At 71.4% G+C, this 19,422-nt stretch carries 17 protein-coding genes; 4 read left to right on the top strand and 13 right to left on the bottom strand.

What is annotated here, in order from left to right; all coding sequences use genetic code 11:
- Window positions 1-313: 313 nt before the first annotated feature.
- Window positions 314-1,219 (bottom strand): alpha/beta fold hydrolase, encoded by a 906-nt coding sequence (locus tag ABT053_RS29920; RefSeq protein WP_350973402.1) that lies wholly within the window; start codon window positions 1,217-1,219, stop codon window positions 314-316.
- A 225-nt stretch (window positions 1,220-1,444) separates the two neighbouring features.
- On the opposite strand from ABT053_RS29920, the gene ABT053_RS29915 reads away from it, so the two are divergent.
- Window positions 1,445-1,720, top strand: a complete 276-nt coding sequence (locus tag ABT053_RS29915; RefSeq protein WP_350973400.1) for an isoamylase early set domain-containing protein — start codon at window positions 1,445-1,447, stop codon at window positions 1,718-1,720.
- Between the two features lie 321 nt (window positions 1,721-2,041).
- Window positions 2,042-2,569, top strand: a complete 528-nt coding sequence (locus ABT053_RS29910; RefSeq protein ID WP_350973399.1) for an ester cyclase — start codon at window positions 2,042-2,044, stop codon at window positions 2,567-2,569.
- A 400-nt stretch (window positions 2,570-2,969) separates the two neighbouring features.
- On the opposite strand, the gene ABT053_RS29905 is transcribed toward ABT053_RS29910, so the two are convergent.
- Entirely contained in the window at window positions 2,970-3,860 is an 891-nt protein-coding gene (locus ABT053_RS29905) for a hypothetical protein (RefSeq protein ID WP_350973397.1), read from the bottom strand.
- 23 nt (window positions 3,861-3,883) lie between these two features.
- Complete coding sequence (locus tag ABT053_RS29900) at window positions 3,884-4,417, bottom strand: SigE family RNA polymerase sigma factor (RefSeq protein ID WP_350973395.1); 534 nt, start codon at window positions 4,415-4,417, stop codon at window positions 3,884-3,886.
- Window positions 4,418-4,800: 383 nt separating this feature from the next.
- On the opposite strand from ABT053_RS29900, the gene ABT053_RS29895 reads away from it, so the two are divergent.
- Complete coding sequence (locus ABT053_RS29895; RefSeq protein ID WP_350973393.1) at window positions 4,801-5,451, top strand: cysteine hydrolase family protein; 651 nt, start codon at window positions 4,801-4,803, stop codon at window positions 5,449-5,451.
- 168 nt (window positions 5,452-5,619) lie between these two features.
- Here the strand turns inward: ABT053_RS29895 and ABT053_RS29890 are convergent, their stop codons facing one another.
- Window positions 5,620-6,048: a PPOX class F420-dependent oxidoreductase gene (locus ABT053_RS29890; protein WP_350973391.1), complete on the bottom strand. Its 429-nt coding sequence runs from the start codon at window positions 6,046-6,048 to the stop codon at window positions 5,620-5,622.
- Window positions 6,049-6,145: 97 nt separating this feature from the next.
- On the opposite strand from ABT053_RS29890, the gene ABT053_RS29885 reads away from it, so the two are divergent.
- Window positions 6,146-6,652: a MarR family winged helix-turn-helix transcriptional regulator gene (locus tag ABT053_RS29885; RefSeq protein ID WP_350973389.1), complete on the top strand. Its 507-nt coding sequence runs from the start codon at window positions 6,146-6,148 to the stop codon at window positions 6,650-6,652.
- 72 nt (window positions 6,653-6,724) lie between these two features.
- Here the strand turns inward: ABT053_RS29885 and ABT053_RS29880 are convergent, their stop codons facing one another.
- The 9 genes from ABT053_RS29880 to ABT053_RS29840 form a co-directional block, all read right to left on the bottom strand.
- Window positions 6,725-7,354 (bottom strand): hypothetical protein, encoded by a 630-nt coding sequence (locus tag ABT053_RS29880; protein ID WP_350973388.1) that lies wholly within the window; start codon window positions 7,352-7,354, stop codon window positions 6,725-6,727.
- Window positions 7,341-8,981, bottom strand: a complete 1,641-nt coding sequence (locus ABT053_RS29875; protein ID WP_350973386.1) for a VWA domain-containing protein — start codon at window positions 8,979-8,981, stop codon at window positions 7,341-7,343. Before ABT053_RS29875 ends, ABT053_RS29880 begins: the two co-directional genes overlap by 14 nt.
- A complete protein-coding gene (locus ABT053_RS29870; protein WP_350973384.1) occupies window positions 8,978-10,144 on the bottom strand; it encodes a toxic anion resistance protein in 1,167 nt (388 codons plus the stop codon). The genes ABT053_RS29875 and ABT053_RS29870 overlap by 4 nt, the downstream gene beginning before the upstream one ends.
- A 34-nt stretch (window positions 10,145-10,178) precedes the next feature.
- Window positions 10,179-11,291, bottom strand: a complete 1,113-nt coding sequence (locus ABT053_RS29865; RefSeq protein WP_350973383.1) for a hypothetical protein — start codon at window positions 11,289-11,291, stop codon at window positions 10,179-10,181.
- 209 nt (window positions 11,292-11,500) lie between these two features.
- Window positions 11,501-11,752, bottom strand: a complete 252-nt coding sequence (locus ABT053_RS29860) for a phosphopantetheine-binding protein (RefSeq protein ID WP_350973382.1) — start codon at window positions 11,750-11,752, stop codon at window positions 11,501-11,503.
- Between the two features lie 73 nt (window positions 11,753-11,825).
- The gene (locus tag ABT053_RS29855; RefSeq protein ID WP_350973380.1) at window positions 11,826-13,985 is read right to left on the bottom strand and encodes an acyl-CoA dehydrogenase family protein; all 2,160 of its coding nucleotides are present in this window, start codon (window positions 13,983-13,985) and stop codon (window positions 11,826-11,828) included.
- Window positions 13,888-14,688 carry a thioesterase II family protein gene (locus ABT053_RS29850; protein WP_350973378.1) on the bottom strand — a complete coding sequence of 267 codons (801 nt, stop codon included), beginning with the start codon at window positions 14,686-14,688 and terminating at the stop codon, window positions 13,888-13,890. The genes ABT053_RS29855 and ABT053_RS29850 overlap by 98 nt, the downstream gene beginning before the upstream one ends.
- A complete protein-coding gene (locus ABT053_RS29845; protein WP_350973377.1) occupies window positions 14,685-17,876 on the bottom strand; it encodes a type I polyketide synthase in 3,192 nt (1,063 codons plus the stop codon). Before ABT053_RS29845 ends, ABT053_RS29850 begins: the two co-directional genes overlap by 4 nt.
- Entirely contained in the window at window positions 17,873-19,213 is a 1,341-nt protein-coding gene (locus ABT053_RS29840; RefSeq protein WP_350973376.1) for an MFS transporter, read from the bottom strand. Before ABT053_RS29840 ends, ABT053_RS29845 begins: the two co-directional genes overlap by 4 nt.
- Between the last annotated feature and the right edge of the window lie 209 nt (window positions 19,214-19,422).

The raw sequence follows: 19,422 nt of genomic DNA, 5'->3' as shown, positions 1-19,422 counted from the left end.
TCCCGGCGACACCCCTCCCGCATCCGGGCCGCCGTCAACGGCCGCTCACCCCGCACCAGTGCCACATCCCCGCCCGCCGAAACCCCGCCACCGGGAACGGGAGCGGCGGCGGGGTCCGCCCGCCACGCCGCCGTCACCGGCGACACCCCGGACGCCACCACCGGCCGCGACCACGGGGGAGTGGCACACCCGGCAGAGCACCGATCATGTACATCCCCCCACGGTAGACGAACGCCCACGCCCGCAGGGCCCGCGCGAGAAGTCCCGCCACCCCGCCCCGAAACAGCCCCGCCCCGCCCGAGACAGGGCCTTCTCATGCCGACACCCGGGCCAGGAGAGCGCGCACCTCCTCCACGACGACCCCGGGCGCCTCCACCGGCACCATGTGCCCGCTGCCCTCGGCCCACACATGCCTGCCCCGGGGAAGCGACCGGGCCAGCCGCAGGTGACTGGCGGCGATCCGCGCCCCCATGCCGCCGGAGCGCCTCCTGCCGGGGGCCGCAGAGATGAGCGTGACGGGCACGTCGGGCAACGGCCTGCTCGCGGCCACTTCCCGCAACGCGCGAAAGCCCTCCGCCAGGTGCCGTACCTCGGCCCGGTGGGCGCGCAGGGCGGCCGCGCCGAACTCCTCACCGCGCATCTCCGCGATCATCTCGGGCGGGAACCGCCCGTAAAGGCGGCGCCTGGCCAGGGCACCCATGATCCCGAGCCGGGCCAGGGGAGCGGTGAGGAGGTTGCCCACGGCACCGGCCACGGCGAAGGCCCTGCCGGAGTAGAAGTCACAGTCCTCCGCGGCCTGGTCCACCAGGACCAGACCCGCCACCAGGTCGGGACGACGGTAGGCGAGCAGGCGGCAGATCGGTCCTCCGAGACTGTGCCCGACAAGGACACACGGACCACGGGCGACGGAGCCGAGCAGATCCTCCAGGTCGTCGACGATCCGGCCCAGGACACGAGGCGCGCCATCCGGCCGGCTACGGCCGAACCCCGCGCGATCGTAGGCGAGCGTGGCGGTGATCCGGGCCGTCTGTGGCTGCACCAGCCCCCAGATCGTCCGGGAACCGCTGCCACCGGCCTCGAACACCACCAGCGGCCGGCCACTGCCCGCGGTGACGTGGTGCAGGGTACGGCCGTCACGCGTGGTGGCGTATCCCGGCCTCCCGAAAGCACTGGCCTCGACCACGATCAGGACCCCCTGGCCTCTCGACGGTGAGACCACACTAACGACAGGAACGGAGCCCTACGGGAGGTTCCTCTCACAAGGAACCGGTGCCGCCGGGCAGGTCAGGGGTAACAATGAACCCCGCGAACTACCCCAGTCGCAAACAACCCGAAACCGGGGTGAACAGTGTGTTACGGCCTGCACACACCTCTACCCGAACCGCCACACCAACAGGGAGGCTGACCTCATTCCCCACCCCCAGGGAACCCACGGAGGACGCCCATGCTCAGGCGCACACAACTGTTCGGCCGCAAAACCCGCGTCACCTTCGCCCTGCCCGCCGACCACCCCTCCGGCACCGTCAGCGTCGTCGGAGACTTCAACGACTGGCAACCCGGCCTGCACGAGATGCGCCGCCGCCGCAACGGCACCCGCACCGTCTCGGTCATCCTGCCCCCCGGAACCCACCGATTCCGCTACCTCGCCACCGGCGGCCTCTGGTTCGACGACGACAGCGCCGACCACATCGACCACCACAGCAGCGTCATGCGCCTGTGACCCCGGCACCGGCCCGCCCAGGTGCTCGCTTCACCCAGACGGCCATCTCAGCTCAGGCGGTTCTCGCTCAGCGCGCGTCTCCGGCGCCCTCCGCTGGAGCATAGTGCGAGGCGACCGGCCGGATCTCGTGGGGCACCGGGACCACGGCCGCCGCTCAGCCGACCCGTACCGGGGGAGAGGCACAGTGCCGGGGGAGCCTACCTGCCCTACCGCTTCGACGGGACAGTGCGGTGAACCGTGAGGCCGACGCGGCGCCTCACATTCCGGGGCGCTGCGCCGTCGGACCGATGAGACACCATCCAGCACGCGGGAGACCGCTCCGTGACGGGCCGCTTCATGGCGGTTCGGGAAGAGGTCCGTGATGGATGGTGTCTCGAACACCGCACCGTTCTCTCGGCCCCGAGGAGAAAACTCATGCCGGCAACCACGGCGACGCACAACAAGGCGACGTTCGGCCGCCTCCATGACGCCCTCAACAGCGGCGACGCGGAGGTCATCTTCAAGACGATCGACGAGGTCGTCGAGCCGGACGTGCTGTTTCACGCGCCGGTGCCGATGGACACGACGGGAGCGCGGGCACTCAAGCACGTGTGGGAGGTGCTCCTTCGCGCGTTCCCCGACATTCACGTCACGGTCGAGGACGCGGTCGCGGAGGGGGACAGGGTCGTTTTCAGGAACACGGTCACCGGAACCCACCAGGGCGAGTACAGGGGCCTGCCACCGACCGGCAAATCCGTCACCTACCAGGAGATCTTCATCGTCCGCTTCACGGGCGGCCGAATCGCCGAGATCTGGGGAGTCGTCGACGTTTTCTCGCAAATGCGACAAATTGGCGCAATTCCGGCTTAGGGGTATTAGGCATGTCTCTGATGCCTCAGCGTGCCGAAGTCGGGTGACAGCCGCCGGGCGGCGGCCGGGGGCCGAAGTGCGGCGGCGACGGTTTCGAAGGTGACGACTCCGAACGAGAAGATCATGAACGACCATGATCGCAAAGTGGGGTAGATGATCATGTCTGCGGAATGGATCAAGAGGGGAATGCGGGGCTCGCCGCGTCTACGCGAAGCGTCTTTACCGAACAGGCCGTGCGAGCCGGATCCGATGTCCGGGCAAGCCGCCCGAGGTGGATCGGTAAAAGGCTGGATTAGCGATGTTCATCCTATACCAGACAGAAGGTCAATTCTGTCTGGTATAGGATGTCGTGATTTATAGGGGTTCCCAGAGCGCTACGCCGCAGGGAACCTCACACTTCTCACTCGTCGACGGGCCGCTCGACGCCGGACGGTTTACGGTCCGGCGTGTCCGCCGGCATCTGGTCCACCTTGTGCTTCTTCGGGTCGCCGGTCGGCAGTTGCTCCACCTGGTCGGCGGGCGGGGCCGTGACCGTCACCGGGGTGCCGAAGTCCTCGAAGTCCAGGACGTTTCGCTGGCCGTCGTCGGCGAAGACGACCTCCAGCCGCCTGACCCGTCCCTGCTCGTCCACGTTCACCGCTCCGGTGATCTCCACCGGTCCGCCCATGGCCTCCTTGAGGCCGGGCTCGCCCTCGTCCTTCAGCGAGAACGTGAACCGCCGGCCGGTCCAGCCCGGGCCGGAGGCGGAGCCGTCCTCCCGGACGTCGGTGGCCGAACGGAGTCGCCGCAGGGCCGTCTGAGGGTCCAGGGGGGCGAGCTTGACCAGGGCGGTGACCTGCGGGGCGCTCTTCAGCTCCTCCTCGATGCGCGGGGAGACCGTCCACTTGCCCTCGCGGTGCTGGCGGACGTACATCAGGTCGCCGACGAAGCGGGTTTCGGCTCCGTCTCCGGCCCTGGTGATGACGCCCACGCGCTGGGCGGGGTCGAAGGCGCCGTCGAAGGTCTTGGCGCCGCTGGTGCTGTGGATCCGGTAGCTCTCTCGGCTGGTGTTCTCGGCCGCGGCGGCCACCTGGGCCTGTGCCGAGGGCTGGGCCGCCGGCAGGAACAGCGCGGCCACCCCCACCGCGGCCGCGACGCCCATCGAGGCGATCGGGACCAGGATCCGGGCCGGCCCCCGCCTCGGCCCCGGCTTCGGTGTCGTTGGTGCCGGGGTCGCGGGCATGAGGTCGATGTCCGCGGGGCGGTCCTCGGTGGCTCTGACGAGCAGTGCGCGGATTTCCTTCTCGTTCATGAACGGCTCCTCGTGGTGGTGTCTCACCGGATTCCACTCCCCTGGGTCTCGGTTCGGTTGACCGTCGTGTCCGGTGTGATCATCCGGCGCATGGCCCGCAGGCCGCGGTGTGTGTGGGTTTTGACCGTCCCGGTCGAGCAGCCCATCAGGTCGGCGACCTCGGTCTCCGGTAGGTCCACGAAGAAGCGCAGCACCAGGGCCGTTCGCTGTCTGGCCGGCAGCCTGGCCAGGGCGTTGCGGACCTCCTCGGCCACCGCCCGGGCCTCTCCCCCGTCCCCGAGACCGTCCCCGGGGGCGGGCAGGTCGGGCAGGTCGGCGCGCGGGATCTCGCGGCGCCATCGGGCGCGCCACCAGGATCGGTGGGTGTTGACCAGGATGCGGCGCAGGTAGGCGTCCGGTTCGCTGCTGGTGTCCAGCTGGTGCCATACCCGGTACAGCTTGCCGAGGCAGGACTGCAGCAGGTCTTCGGCCGTGTGCCAGTTTCCGGTGAGCAGGACGGCCGTTCTCAGGTGGTGGTCGCCCCGGTGCCGTACGAAGTCCGCGAAGTCCGCGTCCACCCGGTCTCCTCTCGTCGATGAAGTCTCGTCGGTGAAAGTCACCCCTGACACTCTTCGGGCCGCTCCCGGGGTTGACCGGAAGAAGAGGAAGTATCGGGAATTTTCCGCTGTGCCGGTCCGGTCCCCTGACGTCTCGGGTCGGATCAGAGGACGGGCCCGCCGATGACGAGCCGGGGCCCGGCCGTCGGCGGGTGCTCCCCCGCCGGGCAAACTATGCATCGGGTAGCTCTTTGAACTGCGCAAACCTGTCGATCGGCCTGGGTGGCGGTGGGCATACGACGGTTGTCGGCCGGAGGGGTGTGCCCTGCGGCCTGGCTGCCGGGGCGGGGCCGGTCTTGCCGGTGGCGAGCCGGGTGGGCCGGGAACGGTGAGGGGGCGGGGCGATGGAGATCCGGCAGTCCGACACCGCGGTGGTGTTCATCGACCCGCAGAACGACGTGCTGAGCGAGACCGGGACGAGCTGGGAGGCCGTCGGCGCGAGTGTCACCGAGAACGGCACGGTCGAGAACATGGAGCGTATCTTCAGGGCCGCCAAGGAGCGGGGGTACGACGTCTTCATCTCGCCGCACTACTTCTACCCCACCGACGGCGGCTGGACGTTCAACGGGCCGCTGGAGGCCGACGAGCTCCGGACCGGCACCTTCGCGCGGAGCGGCCCGCTGGATCTGACCGGTTTCCGTGGCTCCGGCGCGGACTGGCTGGATCGCTTCAGGCCCTACATCGAAGACGGCGCGACGATCGTCGCCGGTCCGCACAAGGTGTTCGGGCCGCAGACCAACGACCTGGTCCTGCAGATGCGCAAGCGGGGAATCGGCAAGGTCGTCCTCGGTGGGATGCTGGCGAACCTGTGCGTCGAGTCCCACCTGCGGGAGTTCCTTGAGCAGGGTTTCGAGGTGGCGGTGGTCAGGGACGCGACGGCCGGCCCGCGGCATCCGGACCGGGGCGACGGTTACGAGGCGGCGATCGTCAACTACCGGTTCCTCGCTCACGAGGTGCCGTCGACCGAGGAAGTGGTCGCTCGCATGCTCCGGTAGGTCTTGTTCGTCTGCTCGCCTGTTCGTCCTGCGCCGTGAGGTCGGCGTGTGCGGAAGAGACTCGCAGCGGTTCACCACGGTGCACGGTGCACAGGCGTGGCTACCGCTGCGAGACGGATCTCCGGCACGGGCCGGCGACGCGCCGGGGCCGGGGGTCGCGTGTCCTGGTTATGCGCCGGTTTCGGGTGTGGGGTGGTGGACGGCGCGTCGTACGTTGATCTCGCGGTCGTGGCCGAAGGGCAGTCCTTCGAGGTTGAAGCTCCACGACACGTCCGGGGTGATCTTCATGTAGGTGCCGGGTCCGAACTGCCCGTGGTGCTGGACGAGTTCGGCCTCGCCGTAGATGCGCAGGTAGCGGGGTATCCAGGGGTCGGTGGAGGGCAGGTCGTCGACGACGATCGCGATCTTGGTGTTTCCGGCCTGTACGTTGCGGAACTTGCGGGTCTTGACCGGGTCTCTGCCGCCGACGTACATGTGTGTCCCGTCGAACTCGAATCCCACCGGCGCCACGTCCGGCTGGTCGTCGTCGGAGATGGTGGCGATGCGGGCCAGGGGCTGGGAGCGCAGGTAGGCGATCTCTTCCTCGGTGAACGACACTTCGGGTCTCCTCGCGTTCCGGGTGCGCGCAGCCGCCGTGATTCGTGAAGCGTACTGTACGCGTCGTTAACTATATTTGCCGGGTACCATAATGCCCATGACCACAACGGGGCAACCGATCGCGGCCACGGCGCCGGGGCGAGAGGCCGCGCCGGAGAGCCGGTGTGCCGGCGCCCACCTGGACATCGCCGTCGGCCTGGTTCAGCTCACCGGCCTCGTGCAGGGCATGTACGCGCGTGTCTCCGAACGTCACGGCCTGACGCCCGTCCAGGCCAAGCTGCTGTGCGTCCTGCTCGACGGCCCCCGGGGCATGGCCGAGCTGGCGCACTGCTTCGGTGTGGAGAAGGCCGCCCTCACCGGTCTCACCGACCGGGCCGAGCGGCGCGGCCTGGCCCGGCGCTCGGCCGTGCCGGGAGACCGGCGCGCGCTGCAGGTGACGCTGACCGACACCGGCCACCAGGCCGCGCTCGCCTTCCACGCCGAGGTCACCGCGGAGCTCACCCGCCTTCTCTCGCCGCTCTCCCCCGGCGGCCGCGAGCACTTCCGCGCCGCGATGGCCGAGATCATCACCGAGCACCGTGCGGCCTCGTCGCGGGACGAGTAACCGACGACGAGTGGCCGACACCCTGACTCCCCGCTCCCCCGTGGCCCGCGACGCTCAAGCCGGGTGGGCGGGTCAGAGGTCCAGGCCGGAGCCGCCGAACCGGTCCTGGAGGAACCTGCCCTGGTCGCGCAGGGCTTGTTCGTCGCCGTGGTAGACCGACTCGGCGACTTTGCGCAGCTGGGTGTCGAGCAGGTCGAGCTGGGCGAGCAGTTCCTCGTGCGCGCTGCGCTCGCGCTCGGCGCGCCGGGTGAGCGCGTGGGAGCGGGGCAGGTTCGCGTACGTCTCCAGGCTGGAGGGCAGGTAGTCCCTGATCGTCTGGGACACGATGTGCAGGTGGTCGGGTGAGGAGGTGAGGGTGTCGGCGCGCCGCAGGATGTCGCGCAGCACGCCGGCGAGCGCGGTGACCCGCGTCGTCACGTCGTCGGGGAACCGGTTTCCGGCGACGTTGGCCAGCAGGGTGTCCAGGTCGGCGAGCAGGTGCCGGGATTCGACCTCGGCGTGGGAGATGGTGAGCCTGACCCGGTCGGCCGGGGCGAGCAGTGCCCCGACGCCGTACAGGCCGGCGACCACGACGGGCCAGTAGGTTCCGGCGAGGCCGAGGAAGACCAGGGCCACCCCGGCGAGGGCGAGGGCGCATCCGGCGATGTTCCTGGTCGATCCGGCGTAGGCGAGGATCCGCCTTCCCGCGTCACTGGTAGCCACGGATCTCCTTGAAGGCCGTGGCCAGTGAGCCCTGGCGGGCGTCGAAGGTCGCGCCGCCGGTGAGTTCGGCGATTCGCCGCATCTCCTGGACGTCGCTGTCGCCGAAGAGCACGACGAACGTCCTGGCCTTCACGGGGAGGGAGGCGTAGTAGGTGGCGAAGTCGTCGTAGGAGCTGCCGTCGGTGTTCTCGCCGTCCGTCATCAGCACGACGGAGGTGAGGTCCTGCGAGGGGGTGGAGCGGATCTGCTCGTAGGCGGCGCGCAGGCTGTCGAAGATCGCGGTGCCGCCGTCGACGCTCAGGCCCTCACTGTAGGAGCGGATCCGCTGCAGGACCGGTCCGGCGTCGTGGTCGGGCAGGGTGAAGGTCCGCGGGGTGCCGGGGCCGGTGTTGAACGGGATCATCGTGACCGTCTCGCGGTCGCGGAAGCGGGAGAACGTCCCGCTGACGGAGGTGTCGGCGCCGGACAGGGCGGTCAGTGCCTGCTTGAGCGCGGCGATCCGTTCTCCGTTCATCGAGCCGGAGGTGTCGAGCACGAACAGGGTCCGCGACGGCCTGCGCACCTGGTTGAGGTAGACGCCGATCAGTGTGTCGGCCGCGTCGCGCCGGTTGGGGAAGGGCAGTTCCACCAGGGAGGCGGTCCCGAAGCGCGGGTCGGGGGCGACCGCGGGGACGATGGGCCTGCGGTGGGTGGTGGTCATGATCTCCCGCTGGATCTCCGGGGTGCGCAGCCAGGTGGCGAGCTTGCCGTAGAGCTCTTTCTTGTCCGGGGGCGCGGAGCTCAGGAGGGTGAGCGGGTAGTCGGCGGTCACCACCCCGTCGCCCGGGTAGATCAGGGTGAGCGGTTCGGGGAGGTTCGCGGAGGCGTTGAGGCCGAGCAGCACGGACTCGTAGTTGACGAGCCCGTCGACGGTGCCCTCCTTGGTGTAGGCGTCGGCGAGCCAGCCGGAGGAGCCGGAGGTGAGCGTCTGCGCGGAGAAGAACTCCTTGAGCCGGGGGGTCGCCGCGGTGATCTGGGTCTCCTCCAGGGCCTCTCCGGCGTCGGAGAGCGCCGCGGTCACGCCGACCAGTGCCGAGAATCCGGAGTTGGAGGCCGCGGGGCTGGTCATGCCGAAGGTGAACCTCTTGGCGCGCGCGGCCGAGGCGATGTCGTTCCAGGTCACGGTTTTGGTGGTCCAGCCGAGTTCGCGGGCCTTGGAGGTCTTGAGGCCGAGCAGCACGGGCGAGGCCATGATCTTGGTCTGGGTGGAGAGCCGTGCGGCGGCTCCGTCGATCAGTGACAGGTAGCGGTTGGAGGAGAACCAGGTCGCGTCGTGGTGTCCGTCCGCGCCGCCGCTCGCCACCTGGTCGGCTCCGTCGAGGGTTCCGGCGTACGACAGCGCGACGCGGACGCCGGTGTCGTCCTGGGCCCGCCTGAGCAGGGGTTCCAGGTCGGCGATCTCGCTTCCGGCGAGGACGCGGAGCACGTCGGGCCCGTCGGCGGGGGTGGCTGGGGTGGTGGTGGGTTCGGCTCCGCCGCACGCGGCCGCCGCCAGCAGGGCCAGCAGAGTGAGCAGGGTGAGCAGGGCCGGTGCCCGTCTGGCCGTGCGGGGCGTGCCGGCTCGTGCGCGGGGTGGCGGCCCGCTCACGGGGTGTTTTCCCGGTCGTCGTCTCGCCGTGAGCGCTCCAGGTAGGTGCGCGCGTGGTCCAGTTCGACGGTGAGGCTGTCCACGGTGATCGCCATGTTCTCCACGGCCTTGGCCTTGAACGTGTCGATCATGTCCATGGTGGAGTAGATGTCGTCGAACGCGGTGCGCAGCGCGTCCATGCCGACCGTGGTCGAGGCCGCCTGGGTCTGGATGTCGGCGGCCTGGGTGCGCAGCATCCGGCCGGTCGCCACGATCAGGTCGGAGGTGGTGGTGTTCAGCGCGGTGATCTGGTCGAGCACGAGTTTCTGGTTGGCGAGGGCCTGGGCCACGGTCACGGCCGTGCGCAGGGCCGCGACCGTCGTGGTGGTCGCCCGGTCCACGCCTTTGATCAGTTCGAGGTTGTTCCTGCGGATCAGGTCCAGTGCGAGGTACCCCTGGGCGGAGACCGCGAGCTGGGTGAGCAGGTCCTGGTGTTTCTGCCGGATGCCGAACAGCGCGTCCGAGCGCAGGGCGGTGGCCTTCTCCGGTTCGGCCGCCTCGGCGTGCAGGATCTTTTCCTCGACCGCGGTGTCGAGGGCGGCGGCGAGCAGGGCGTACTCCTGCAGGCGCTTCATCGACTCCCACAGGTTGGTCTTCTCCCCCTCGATGGCGGCGTTGTCCTTGCGTAGTTCGTCCTGCCCGGACTTGAGGGCGCGGATGATGTCGTCGAGGTGTTTCTGCGCCGACCGGTATTTCGCGAAGTAGTCGCGCAGCCTGTCGCCGAACGGGATCAGTCCCAGCAGTTTCCTGGCCGGGCCGGAGGTCTGCCGGGGGTCGAGGTCGACGATCGTGCGGCGCAGCGCGACCAGTCGCCCGGCCACCGCCGCCTGCGCGTCCCGGCCTTCGCCCCTGGCGGAGGCCAGTGCGGCCACCGGGCGTTTCAGCATGCGGTTGGCCACCTGGGAGGTGGCGCGGATCTCCGCGTCGCCCATGGAGGTGATGTCGTGCACCTTGCGGGTGAACTCCGGTGACCTGGGGTCCAGGGCGCTCAGCTCCTCGGCGAAGTCTGCGGCCTTGCGGGCCAGTTCCGCCTCCCGCCCTTCGGGGACCGGCAGCATGGTGGCCGCCTTCTCCGTGGGCACCTTGGCCACGGGTTCGGGCGGGCTGAGCACGAGATCGCTCACGGTGGTCTCTCCTCCAAGCGCTGCGAAGGGTGAGTCAGGGGGTGGGTGAGGGGGCCGTGCCGGACCGGTAGAGCGTCTCGACCGCGGAGATCATGCCTTCCAGCCGGTCGTGGTCGGGGGGCTCCACCACGTCGACCAGGCCGGGCGGCAGCGGGGCTCCGGCTTTCGCGACGAGGTCGTCGAACGCCTTGGCGGCGGCGGTGCGGAAGCCGTGCAGGGCCGCGAGGCGCCCGAGTTCGGGGTCCTCCTGCAGGAGCCTGCCGACCTCGGCGCCTTGAGTGCTCAGCGGTACGAGCGTGTGCTTGCTCAGGACCGTGGGTGAGGGGTAGAGCAGGCGCATGCCGGGGCGGATCGAGCCGTCTCCGGAGAACAGGCGTGAGGCGTACTGCGCCTCGTAGATCATGACCATGGGTGTCTTCCCCATCCCCAGGGACAGGTAGTCCTCGAACGGCGCCTCGGTGGAGGTCTCGGAGTATCCCTGGTCGAGGAAGAGGGGGGCGACGGTCCGGGCGACCTCGGCGCCCTGCTCTTCGGAGGTGACCACGTCGTCGCCGTTGGCCACGTATCCGGCGATCGACAGGTACATCGCCGCGGAGTTGGAGGTGCGGATGTCGGTGGTGGTGAGCAGCACCCGCTTACGCGCCGGGTAAACAGTATTTCCCGGTAATTTGTCCCACCGGGTGCCTTTCGCCACCATATCCAGATATTTCTGGATATCGAGTACCTGGTAGCCCTGGCCGGAGTCCCGTACGACGCCCGCCGTGGTGAGCACGTCCACGATCGGGGTGAACGTCGCGATCGCCATGGGCGAGGAGAACGGCGCGAACGTGCGGGCGGCGCCCCGGTCACGCCTGATCTTCTCGGCCGCCGGGGCGCTGGAGGGGAACGCGAAGCCGTATTTCCCCAGATCCACCGAGGTCGCGATCTGGCGCGACCCGGCGGTGTCGACCTCCACCCGCAGGCCGTGCCCGGCGAAGACCGCCCGCACCCTCGGATCGTCGAAGAACGGTTTCTTCTCCGAACCGATCACCCCGCGGACCAGGGCGGGCTCCCGCGTCCCCGCGCCGTCACGGTTGCCCGCCACGATCGCCGCCACCACGGCGGCGCCGAGGAGCAGCGCCAGCCCGACACCGATCCAACGCCTCATGTGATTCCTCGAAAGCTTGCCCCGTGTCGCTATGAATAGCGGCCGTAATTGAATTATGGGAGCGACGGCGACAATGCGGAGCGAGGTGCTCACAACGTATGGACAATTCATTTTCCGTTCACCGATGCGCCGTTCGGCGGGTGCTCGCCGTCGCCGTACCGGGCGCGCGGGACACGGGCCGGGGGCCCGTCCGGGGCGTCCGCGTGCGCTCAGGCGGGTTTCCGGATGAGCCGGGCCAGCTCGGCGACCGTGGGGTTGTCGAGGATGAAGCGCAGCGGCACCTTCAGGCCCGCGGTGTCGCGCAGGCGAGAGGCCATCCGGATCGCGAGCAGGGAGTGACCGCCGAGCTCGTAGAAGTCGTCGTGCCGGCCGACCCGCTCCAGTTTGAACACGTCGCACCAGATCGCGGCGACCAGTTCCTCGGCCTCCCCGCGCGGCAGGGCGTCGGGCGCGTCGCTCATCTCGCCGTCCGTCCCGGGGCGGCACACCCTCGGTGTGCGCGTACGACAGGGGTCGTAAGGGTCGTGGAGGTCGTCATGGTTGGCTCCAGTGGTCGTAGAGGCTGCCGGAAGGGCCGGAAGGGGCGGCGGCGCCGCTGATGAGGAAGTCGAGACCGGTGCCGCGCAGCCAGGTGTCGCCGAGTGTCGCCGGGTCGGTTTCGGCTCCCGAGCGGCCGGTCTCGCGGGCGAGCTGCGACCAGAGCCCGTCCAGCCGGTGCTCGCACGCCGCGCAGGCGACGTCGGCCAGGTCGAGCACCGCCGTGTTGCCCTGTTCGGCTTCGGCGAGGTCGGCCGAACGGGCGAGCACCACCGACAGGCCAAACAGCTCGGCCGCGATCCTGCCGACGAGCGCGAGGGAACGCTGCCTGGTCAGCAGTTCGTCCATCGGGACGTCACCGGTCATGACCCGGCAGTGTCCGGCGAGCCTGTCGACCTGGGCGGTGAGACGGCGCAGGTGATCGCGGTACCTCGGCGGAAAGGGAAAGGGGCCGGCCGTCCCCGCTCCTCCCCCGGGCGGCGCGCCGGGCCCGGATGGTCGCGGGTCCGTCTCCGGTTCCGCTCCCCCCTCGGACGGCCCGCCAGGCTCACCGGGCTCGTGGCGCGGCCACCCCGCTCCCCTCTCGAGCGGCCCGCCGGGCCGGGACGGCCTCGGGTTCGCCCCCGGTTCCGGCTCCGGGGCAGGCTCCGCTCCTCCCCCGGGTTCGTAGTACGGGCGCAGGTTCGCCTCCGCCGACCACAGGTCGAGCATGAACTCGACGCCGCCCGCCACCCGCAGCCCGCGGGCGTCGCGGAAGCAGCGTTCCACCGGCAGCGGCGGAGCTCCCCTCGCCGCCTTGCTGCGGGCGGTCTCGTACCCCTCCCCTCCCAGCAGCGCCATCGTCCCGTCCACCGCGCGCCAGCTCGCCAGCGCCACGAGGTTCTTCGCGGCGGTCAGGTCGGGACGGGTGTCCGCGCGCTCCCTGCCGAGCAGGCACCAGACGAGCAGGCTCTCGATGAGGAAGACCTCGGCGGCGTTCTCCGCCACGCGCCGCCGGATCTCCTCGTACTCGCCGAGCGCGCGGTCGTTGATCCTCCGCCTGTTGACGAAGTCGCGCGACCACAGCAGCGACGCGCGCGCGACGGCGAGGGCGGGGGGCGCGATGACGAGGTGGCGTCCGAAGAGGGCGAGCTCCCCGAGGTCTACAAGATCATCGACGAGATCGCCAGCCGTCTTACCGGCCGCCGCGCCGGCCGCCGCGCCCGATGCTTCACCGGGCGCCTCCCCCGCGACGGTCCCGCCCCCGGAAGCAGCCTCCCCGATGGCGTTCTCACCCTCGGAAGCGACCCCGCCGGTGGCGCTCTCACCGGCAGCGGTCTCGCTCCCGGAGGATCCGGAGGACCCGGAGGGTTCCGGCCGCATGCGCCAGCCGCCGGACTCCTCCGGCATGAGCTGCTCGGCCGGTACGCGCACCCGGTCGAGGCGCAGCATGCCGAAGGCCGCGCCGCGCAGTCCCATGAACTCGTGCGTGCTGACGACCTCGAAGCCGGGGCTGCGGGTGTCGACGAAGAAGAGCCTGACCTCCTCGGTGCCGTCGTCGCCGACGACCGTCGCGGAGACGTCGACCAGCTCCGCGACGGAGCCGTTGCCGATGAACACCTTCTCGCCGCTGATCAGGTACGCGTCGCCCCCGTCGACGGGTACGGCGACCGTGGTGCGGCCCCGGTTCCCGGCACCGGCGACCTCGGCGTCGGCTGTGCCGGAGACGACGCCCGCGGCGATCCGCTCGGAGATGAGGTCGCGGAGCGGGCCCGGCGGGAGCGCCCGCAGGTAGACGCCGGAGCCGAACCCGTTGTGGACGGCGAGGGCGAACGCCACGGGCATGGACCAGCTCGCCGCCGTCTCGACGACCCGGCAGGCGTTCAGCCACGAGAGGCCGAGCCCGCCGAGCGAGGGATCGATCATCAGGCTGAGCAGGCCGGAGTCCTGGAGGGCGCCGAGGAACCCCTCGGGCAGGCGCCCGTCGGTCTCGACCGCCGCCGGGTCGACGCGGTCGAGCAGGAGACGGCTGAGGCGGGCGACGGCCTCGTCCCCGGCGCGGCGGTCCTCCGGGTCCTGCTCAGGGAAGGGGCGCAGCAGGTCCCAGCGCACGCGGCCCAGGTACAGCTCCTGCAGAAAGCTCGTCGAGGCCGGTGGCGAGGTGTCGGAGGAAGTCATCGGTCCGCTCCCGGAAGTAGAAGTGGTCGCCTGGGAAGATCCGCACGTCGCACGGCCCGGTGGTGTAGTTGCTCCACGCGGTCAGTGCCTCGCCGCTCTCCTCGTCCCGGTCGCCGCCGAGGACCGTGAGCGGGCAGGTCAGCGGCTCGCCGCGCACGGGCCGGTAGGTGGCGACGATCGTCAGGTCGGCGCGGACGACCTCCAGCGCCGCCGCCAGGACATCGGGGTCGGCCTTGACCTCCCCGGGGAGGGGGCCGTGCTCGCTCTCGATCACGGCGACCAGGTCCCGGTCGCGGAGCGCGGCGGGGTCCGGTCCGGGTTCGTGCAGGTGAGGGGCCCGGTAGCCGGAGAGGTACAGCGCGGCCGGGCCGGGCGAGCCCTGTTCGCGCAGTGCCAGGGCGGTCTCGTACGCGACGAGCGCGCCCAGGCTGTGCCCAAACAGGACGTACGGGGCGACGAAGTCCACCTCGGACACCACAGCCTCGACCAGCTCCGCCATGCTCGTCGCCGGTGGCTCCTCCCGCCGGCTGCCGCGCCCGGCGAGCTGCACCGCCCAGACCTCGACGTCCGGCAGCGCGTCGGACCATCGCATGTACTCGCCCGGGGAGCCGCCGCTGTGCGGGAAGCAGTACATCCGCAGGCGGGCCTGCGGGCGGCGTTCCCGGCACAGCAGCCAGCGGGGGCGGGGTCGGGGACCGGTCACGGCCGCTCCTGTTCGTCGGGAGGTGAGCCGGGAAGCGAGTCGGGAAGCGAATCGCGGGACAGGTCGCCGGAGGAGTCGCGGAGGGGGCGGCGGGATTCGCGGGGAGGTTCGGGTTCGAGAGGGGCGCCGGGGGGACCGCCGAGGGGGGAACCGCCGGGGTCACCGGGTTCGCCAGGTTCACCAGGTTCACCGGGGTCACCAGGTTCGCCGGGTTCGCCGGTGAGGGATTCGTCGACGAGGGAGGCGAGCGCGGCCACGGTGGGTGCGCGGAAGAACGCGCGGACGCCGAGTTCGACGTCCAGCTCCGCCCGGATCCCCGCCACCAGGCGGGTCGCGATCAGGGAGTCGCCGCCCAGGTCGAAGAAGTTGTCGTGCACGCCCAGCGACGCCAGGCCGAGCGCCTCGCGGAAGGCGGCGGCGATGATCTTCTCTGTGCGGGTCTCCGCCTGGACGTAGTCGGCGTCGAGCTCCGGCCGGTCGGACCCGGCGGGCTCCTCCGCCGAGGCGGCCTCGCGCGCCGGATCCGGCCCGTCGAGCCGGAAGCGCCGGCGCTGGAACGGGTAGGCCGGAAGCGCGGTGCGCCGGGGCCGACGCCCGTGGTGGAGCGCGGACCACTCGACGGGCACGCCCGCCTGCCACAGCAGGCCGGTGGCGTGCAGGAACTCCGCGGCCCCTCCCCCGGCGTCGGCGGCGTGCGGGAGGCTCTGCGCCACCGGGCGGTCGGCCCGGTAATCGGGGTGCCGGCGGGCCAGGCCGCTGAGGGTGCGGCCGGGGCCCAGCTCCAGCAGCGCGTGCTCGCCGCCGGTGAGCAGCGTCCCCAGCGCGTCGGAGAACCGCACGGTGTGGCGCAGGTGAGCCGCCCAGGAGGCCGGGTCGCACGCCTCCCGGGCGCTGACGGGTGCTCCGGTCCTGTCGGAGATCCAGCGGATCGCCGGTGGCCGCAGGGTGATTCCCCCGACCAGTTCGGCGTATCCGGCGAGGGCGGGTTCGACGAGGGGGGAGTGCGCGGCCGCGCTGATGCGCAGGAGGCGCGCGTCCACGCCCTCGGCGGCGAGGCGCTCTCGCAGGCGGTCCACGGCGGCGGCGGGGCCGGTGACGACGCACTGCGCCGGGCCGTTGATCGCGGCGATCGACAGGCCGTCCTCCAGCGAGGGAAGGAGTGCCGCCTCGCCGAGCGGTACGGCCAGCATCGCGCCGGAGGGCAGGGCGTCGAGGATCCGTCCCCGCGCGAGCACCAGCGTCAGCGCGTCGGCGGGTGAGAGCACCCCGGCGGTGGTGGCGGCGGCGTACGCGCCGAGGCTGTGGCCGAGCACGACCTGGGGGGTGACGCCGCGTGCCCGCCACAGCAGGGCGAGCCCGTGCTGGATCGCGAACAGCGCCGGCTGGCACACCGTCATCGTGGCGAGCCGCGTCTGCGCCCAGGACTCGGTGCCCGCGCCCGGGTACAGCACCTGCCGCAGGTCCAGGCCCAGCTGCGGCGCGGCCAGGTCGGCGCAGGTGTCGACCGCCTCGCGGAACACCGGTTCGCGCTCGTACAGGTCGCGTGCCATCCCCAGGTGCTGGCCGCCCTGCCCGGGAAACAGGAAGGCGACGCCGCTCGCGCGGGCGGTGGTGCGGCCGGTCACCAGGCGGTGCGGCTGGGCGCCGGTGAGCACGCTCACCGCGTCCTCGCCGTCGGCGCAGACCGCGAAGGCCCGGTGCGTGAAGCCCCTGCGGCCGCTCTGGAGCGTCCAGGCGACGTCCGCGAGCGGCGCGTCGGCGCGCTTGAGGTGCTCGCCCAGGCGGGTCGCCGCCTGGGCGAGCGCGCCGCCGGTGCGGGCCGACAGCACCAGCAGCTGGGGCCCGCCGGAGGGGGCCGGGGAGTCCGGGAAGTTTGGGGGCGCGGGGTCGCGCCATTCCTCGACGACGACGTGGGCGTTGGTGCCGCCGATTCCCAGGGAGTTGACGCCCGCCCTGCGGGGGGTGGCCGTCTTCGGCCAGGGGGTCGCCTCCGCCCGCACCACGAAGGGGCCGGCGTCGAGGTCGATCTCGGGGTTGGCGCGGCGGAAGTGCACCGTGCCGGGGACGAGCTCGTGCCGCAGCGACAGGACGACCTTGATCAGCCCGATCACCCCGGCGGCGGCGTCGGTGTGGCCGATGTTCGACTTGACGGAGCCCAGCAGGCAGAACCCCTTCTCGCCGGTGCCGAGCCCGAACGCCTTCGACAGCGCCCGCACCTCGATGGGGTCGCCGACCGGGGTGGCGGTGCCGTGCGCCTCGACGTAGCCGATGGTGGCCGGGGACACCTCGGCGAGCAGGTGTGCCGCGCGTACGGCCGCGGCCTGCCCGTCGACGCTCGGCGCGGTGAACCCCACCTTGCCCGCGCCGTCGTTGTTGACCGCGGACCCGCGGATCACCGCGTGGACGGCGTCGCCGTCGGCGAGCGCGTCCTCCAGCCGCTTGAGCACGACGATCCCCGCGCCGTCACCGGACACGGTGCCGCTCGCCCCGGCGTCGAACGGGCGGCAGCGCCCGTCGGCGGCGAGGACGTCGTCGTCGCCCTGGCCCTCCATCGGGTGCGGGACCCGGATCGTCGCCCCGCCGGCGAGGGCGACGTCGCACTCCCCGGCCAGCAGCGCCTGCGTGGCCTGGTGGACGGCGACGAGCGAGGTGGAACACGCCGTCTGCACGGTCACGGCCGGGCCGTTCAGGTCCAGCTTGTACGCCACCCGGCTGGTCAGGAAGTCCACCCCGCAGGCGAGCCGGAACTGCCAGTCCGTGACACCGGGGAACAGGTCCCGGTGCTCGCGCAGCAGGGCCAGGTGGTCGGTGTCCCCGCAGCCGCCGTACACGCCGATCACGCCGGGGTAGGCGCCCGGGTCGCAGCCGGCGTTCTCCAGGGCCTCCCACGCGCACTCCAGGAAGATCCGCTGCTGGGGGTCGAGCATCAGGGCCTCGCGCGGCGAGAAGCCGAAGAAGGCCGCGTCGAAGAGGTCGGCGTCCGGCACGACGCCGTAGGCGAAGGCCCTGCCGGTGCCCTCCTCCTCGGGGGATCGCGTGATGAACTCGGTTCCGGCGGCGAGCCCCTCCCAGAACGCGTCGGCGTCCGGCGCGCCGGGGAAGCGGCCCGCCATCCCGATGATCGCGATGAACGTCTGCAACGTCTGTTCGGCGTACGGCGTCGTCTGTGCGGCGTGCGGCGCGGTCATGCGAGGTCTCCCGTCCGCGCGCGCTCCGCGCCGTCCCCTGGTCCGGCACCGTCCCCGGTTCCGGCACCGTCCCCGGTTCCGGCACTGTCCGCGGGTGCGGTGCTGTCGCCGGGGCCGTCCGGGGCCTGGCCGTCGCGCAGCCTGCGTACCGGGGAGAAGAGGGGAGGCAGCATCGACAGGACGGTGAGGACCGCGGCGATCCAGAACACCCCGCGCAGCCCGACCGGGGCCACGAGCAGTCCCCCGACGGTGGCGCCGAGGGGGATCATGCCCCAGGTGACGAAGCGGAAGACGGAGTTCATCCGGCCCAGCAGCTGCGGGGGCGTCACGATCTGGCACAGGCTGACCTGCAGCACGTTGAAGATGTACGCGCCCACGTAGATGACGAACAGGCCGGCGGCGAAGAGCACCGGGCCGGTCGACAGCGGCAGCAGGATCGTGCCGCCGCTGAACAGGACGATCGACGTGATGAAGGCGGCGCCGGTGCCGAAGCGCCTGGAGAAGGGTTCGGCCGCGAGCGCGCCGACGAGGCCGCCGGCGTTGCCGACCGCGAGGACGATGCCGATCACACCGGCGCTCAGGCGCAGCTCGTCCGCCGCGTAGACGATCTGGAGGGCGAGCACGGCCGCGAACGCGAGTTCGGCGAGGGTGGCGCAGAGGATCAGCGGGCGCAGCAGCGGGTGGGAGAACACGAAGCGGACGCCTTCGGCGATCTCCCGGCGCAGGCCGAGCTGTTCGGCCGGAGCGGGCTTTCGCTCCTCGACCTTGATGAAGAGCAGGAAGACCGCCGAGACCAGGTAGGTGATCGCGTCGGCCAGGAGCGCCAGGGGCGCGGTGAGCACCTCGACGAGGAAACCGCCGACCCCCGGGCCGCCGAGCTGCGCGACCGAACGCGACAGCTCCAGCTTGCCGTTGGCGTCGACGAGCTTGTTCTCCTCGACCAGCTCGGGAAGGTAGGACAGCTGCGCCACGTCGAAGAAGAGCGTGCCCAGCCCGATGGCGAACGCCACGGCGTAGATCAGCGGCATGCTGAGCACGTCCAGCCACACGGCGACCGGCACGGCCAGCAGTGCCGCACCCCGCAGGAGGTCGGTGAGGATGAGCACCGGCCTCCGGGGAAGCCGTTCGAGCCACACCCCGGCGGGCAGGCCGACGAGGAGGATGGGCACGTACTCCACCGCCCACACCAGGCTGACCTCGAGCGCCGAGGCGTCGAGCAGGAGCAGCGCCGCGAGCGGCAGGGCCAGCAGGGTGATCTGCGTGCCGAACAGGCTGACGGTCTGGGCGGCCCAGAGGTTCCGGAAACCGGCGACGCGCCAGAGGCTCTTTGCCGTCACCTCATGCCTCCGTGTCGCGCGGGCCCGACGGCCGGACGCCGGACCGGGTTCTCCCGGCGCCGGTGCCCCCGGTGGTGCTCCCGGTGGTGGTGCTCCCGGCACCGAGGTTCCTGGCGGTTCTTCCAGCGCGGGTTCTTCCGGCGGCGGTTTTCCCGGCGACGGCGACGGAGTGTCGCCGTTCGGCGTTGTCATGGAAATGGAAGGTGTCG

Source organism: Streptosporangium sp. NPDC002524 (assembly GCF_040295985.1).
Classification (GTDB): Bacteria; Actinomycetota; Actinomycetes; order Streptosporangiales; family Streptosporangiaceae; genus Streptosporangium.
Note: the sequence above shows the minus strand (reverse complement) of the source record. Positions and strands in the feature narration are given on the sequence as shown.

Coding starts and splice junctions, on each gene's coding strand:
- ABT053_RS29895 (WP_350973393.1), top strand. CDS start 4,801: ATGGAGATCCGGCAGTCCGACACCGCGGTGGTGTTCATCGACCCGCAG.
- ABT053_RS29855 (WP_350973380.1), bottom strand. CDS start 13,985: ATGACTTCCTCCGACACCTCGCCACCGGCCTCGACGAGCTTTCTGCAG.
- ABT053_RS29905 (WP_350973397.1), bottom strand. CDS start 3,860: ATGAACGAGAAGGAAATCCGCGCACTGCTCGTCAGAGCCACCGAGGAC.
- ABT053_RS29915 (WP_350973400.1), top strand. CDS start 1,445: ATGCTCAGGCGCACACAACTGTTCGGCCGCAAAACCCGCGTCACCTTC.
- ABT053_RS29865 (WP_350973383.1), bottom strand. CDS start 11,291: ATGAGGCGTTGGATCGGTGTCGGGCTGGCGCTGCTCCTCGGCGCCGCC.
- ABT053_RS29860 (WP_350973382.1), bottom strand. CDS start 11,752: ATGAGCGACGCGCCCGACGCCCTGCCGCGCGGGGAGGCCGAGGAACTG.
- ABT053_RS29885 (WP_350973389.1), top strand. CDS start 6,146: ATGACCACAACGGGGCAACCGATCGCGGCCACGGCGCCGGGGCGAGAG.
- ABT053_RS29845 (WP_350973377.1), bottom strand. CDS start 17,876: ATGACCGCGCCGCACGCCGCACAGACGACGCCGTACGCCGAACAGACG.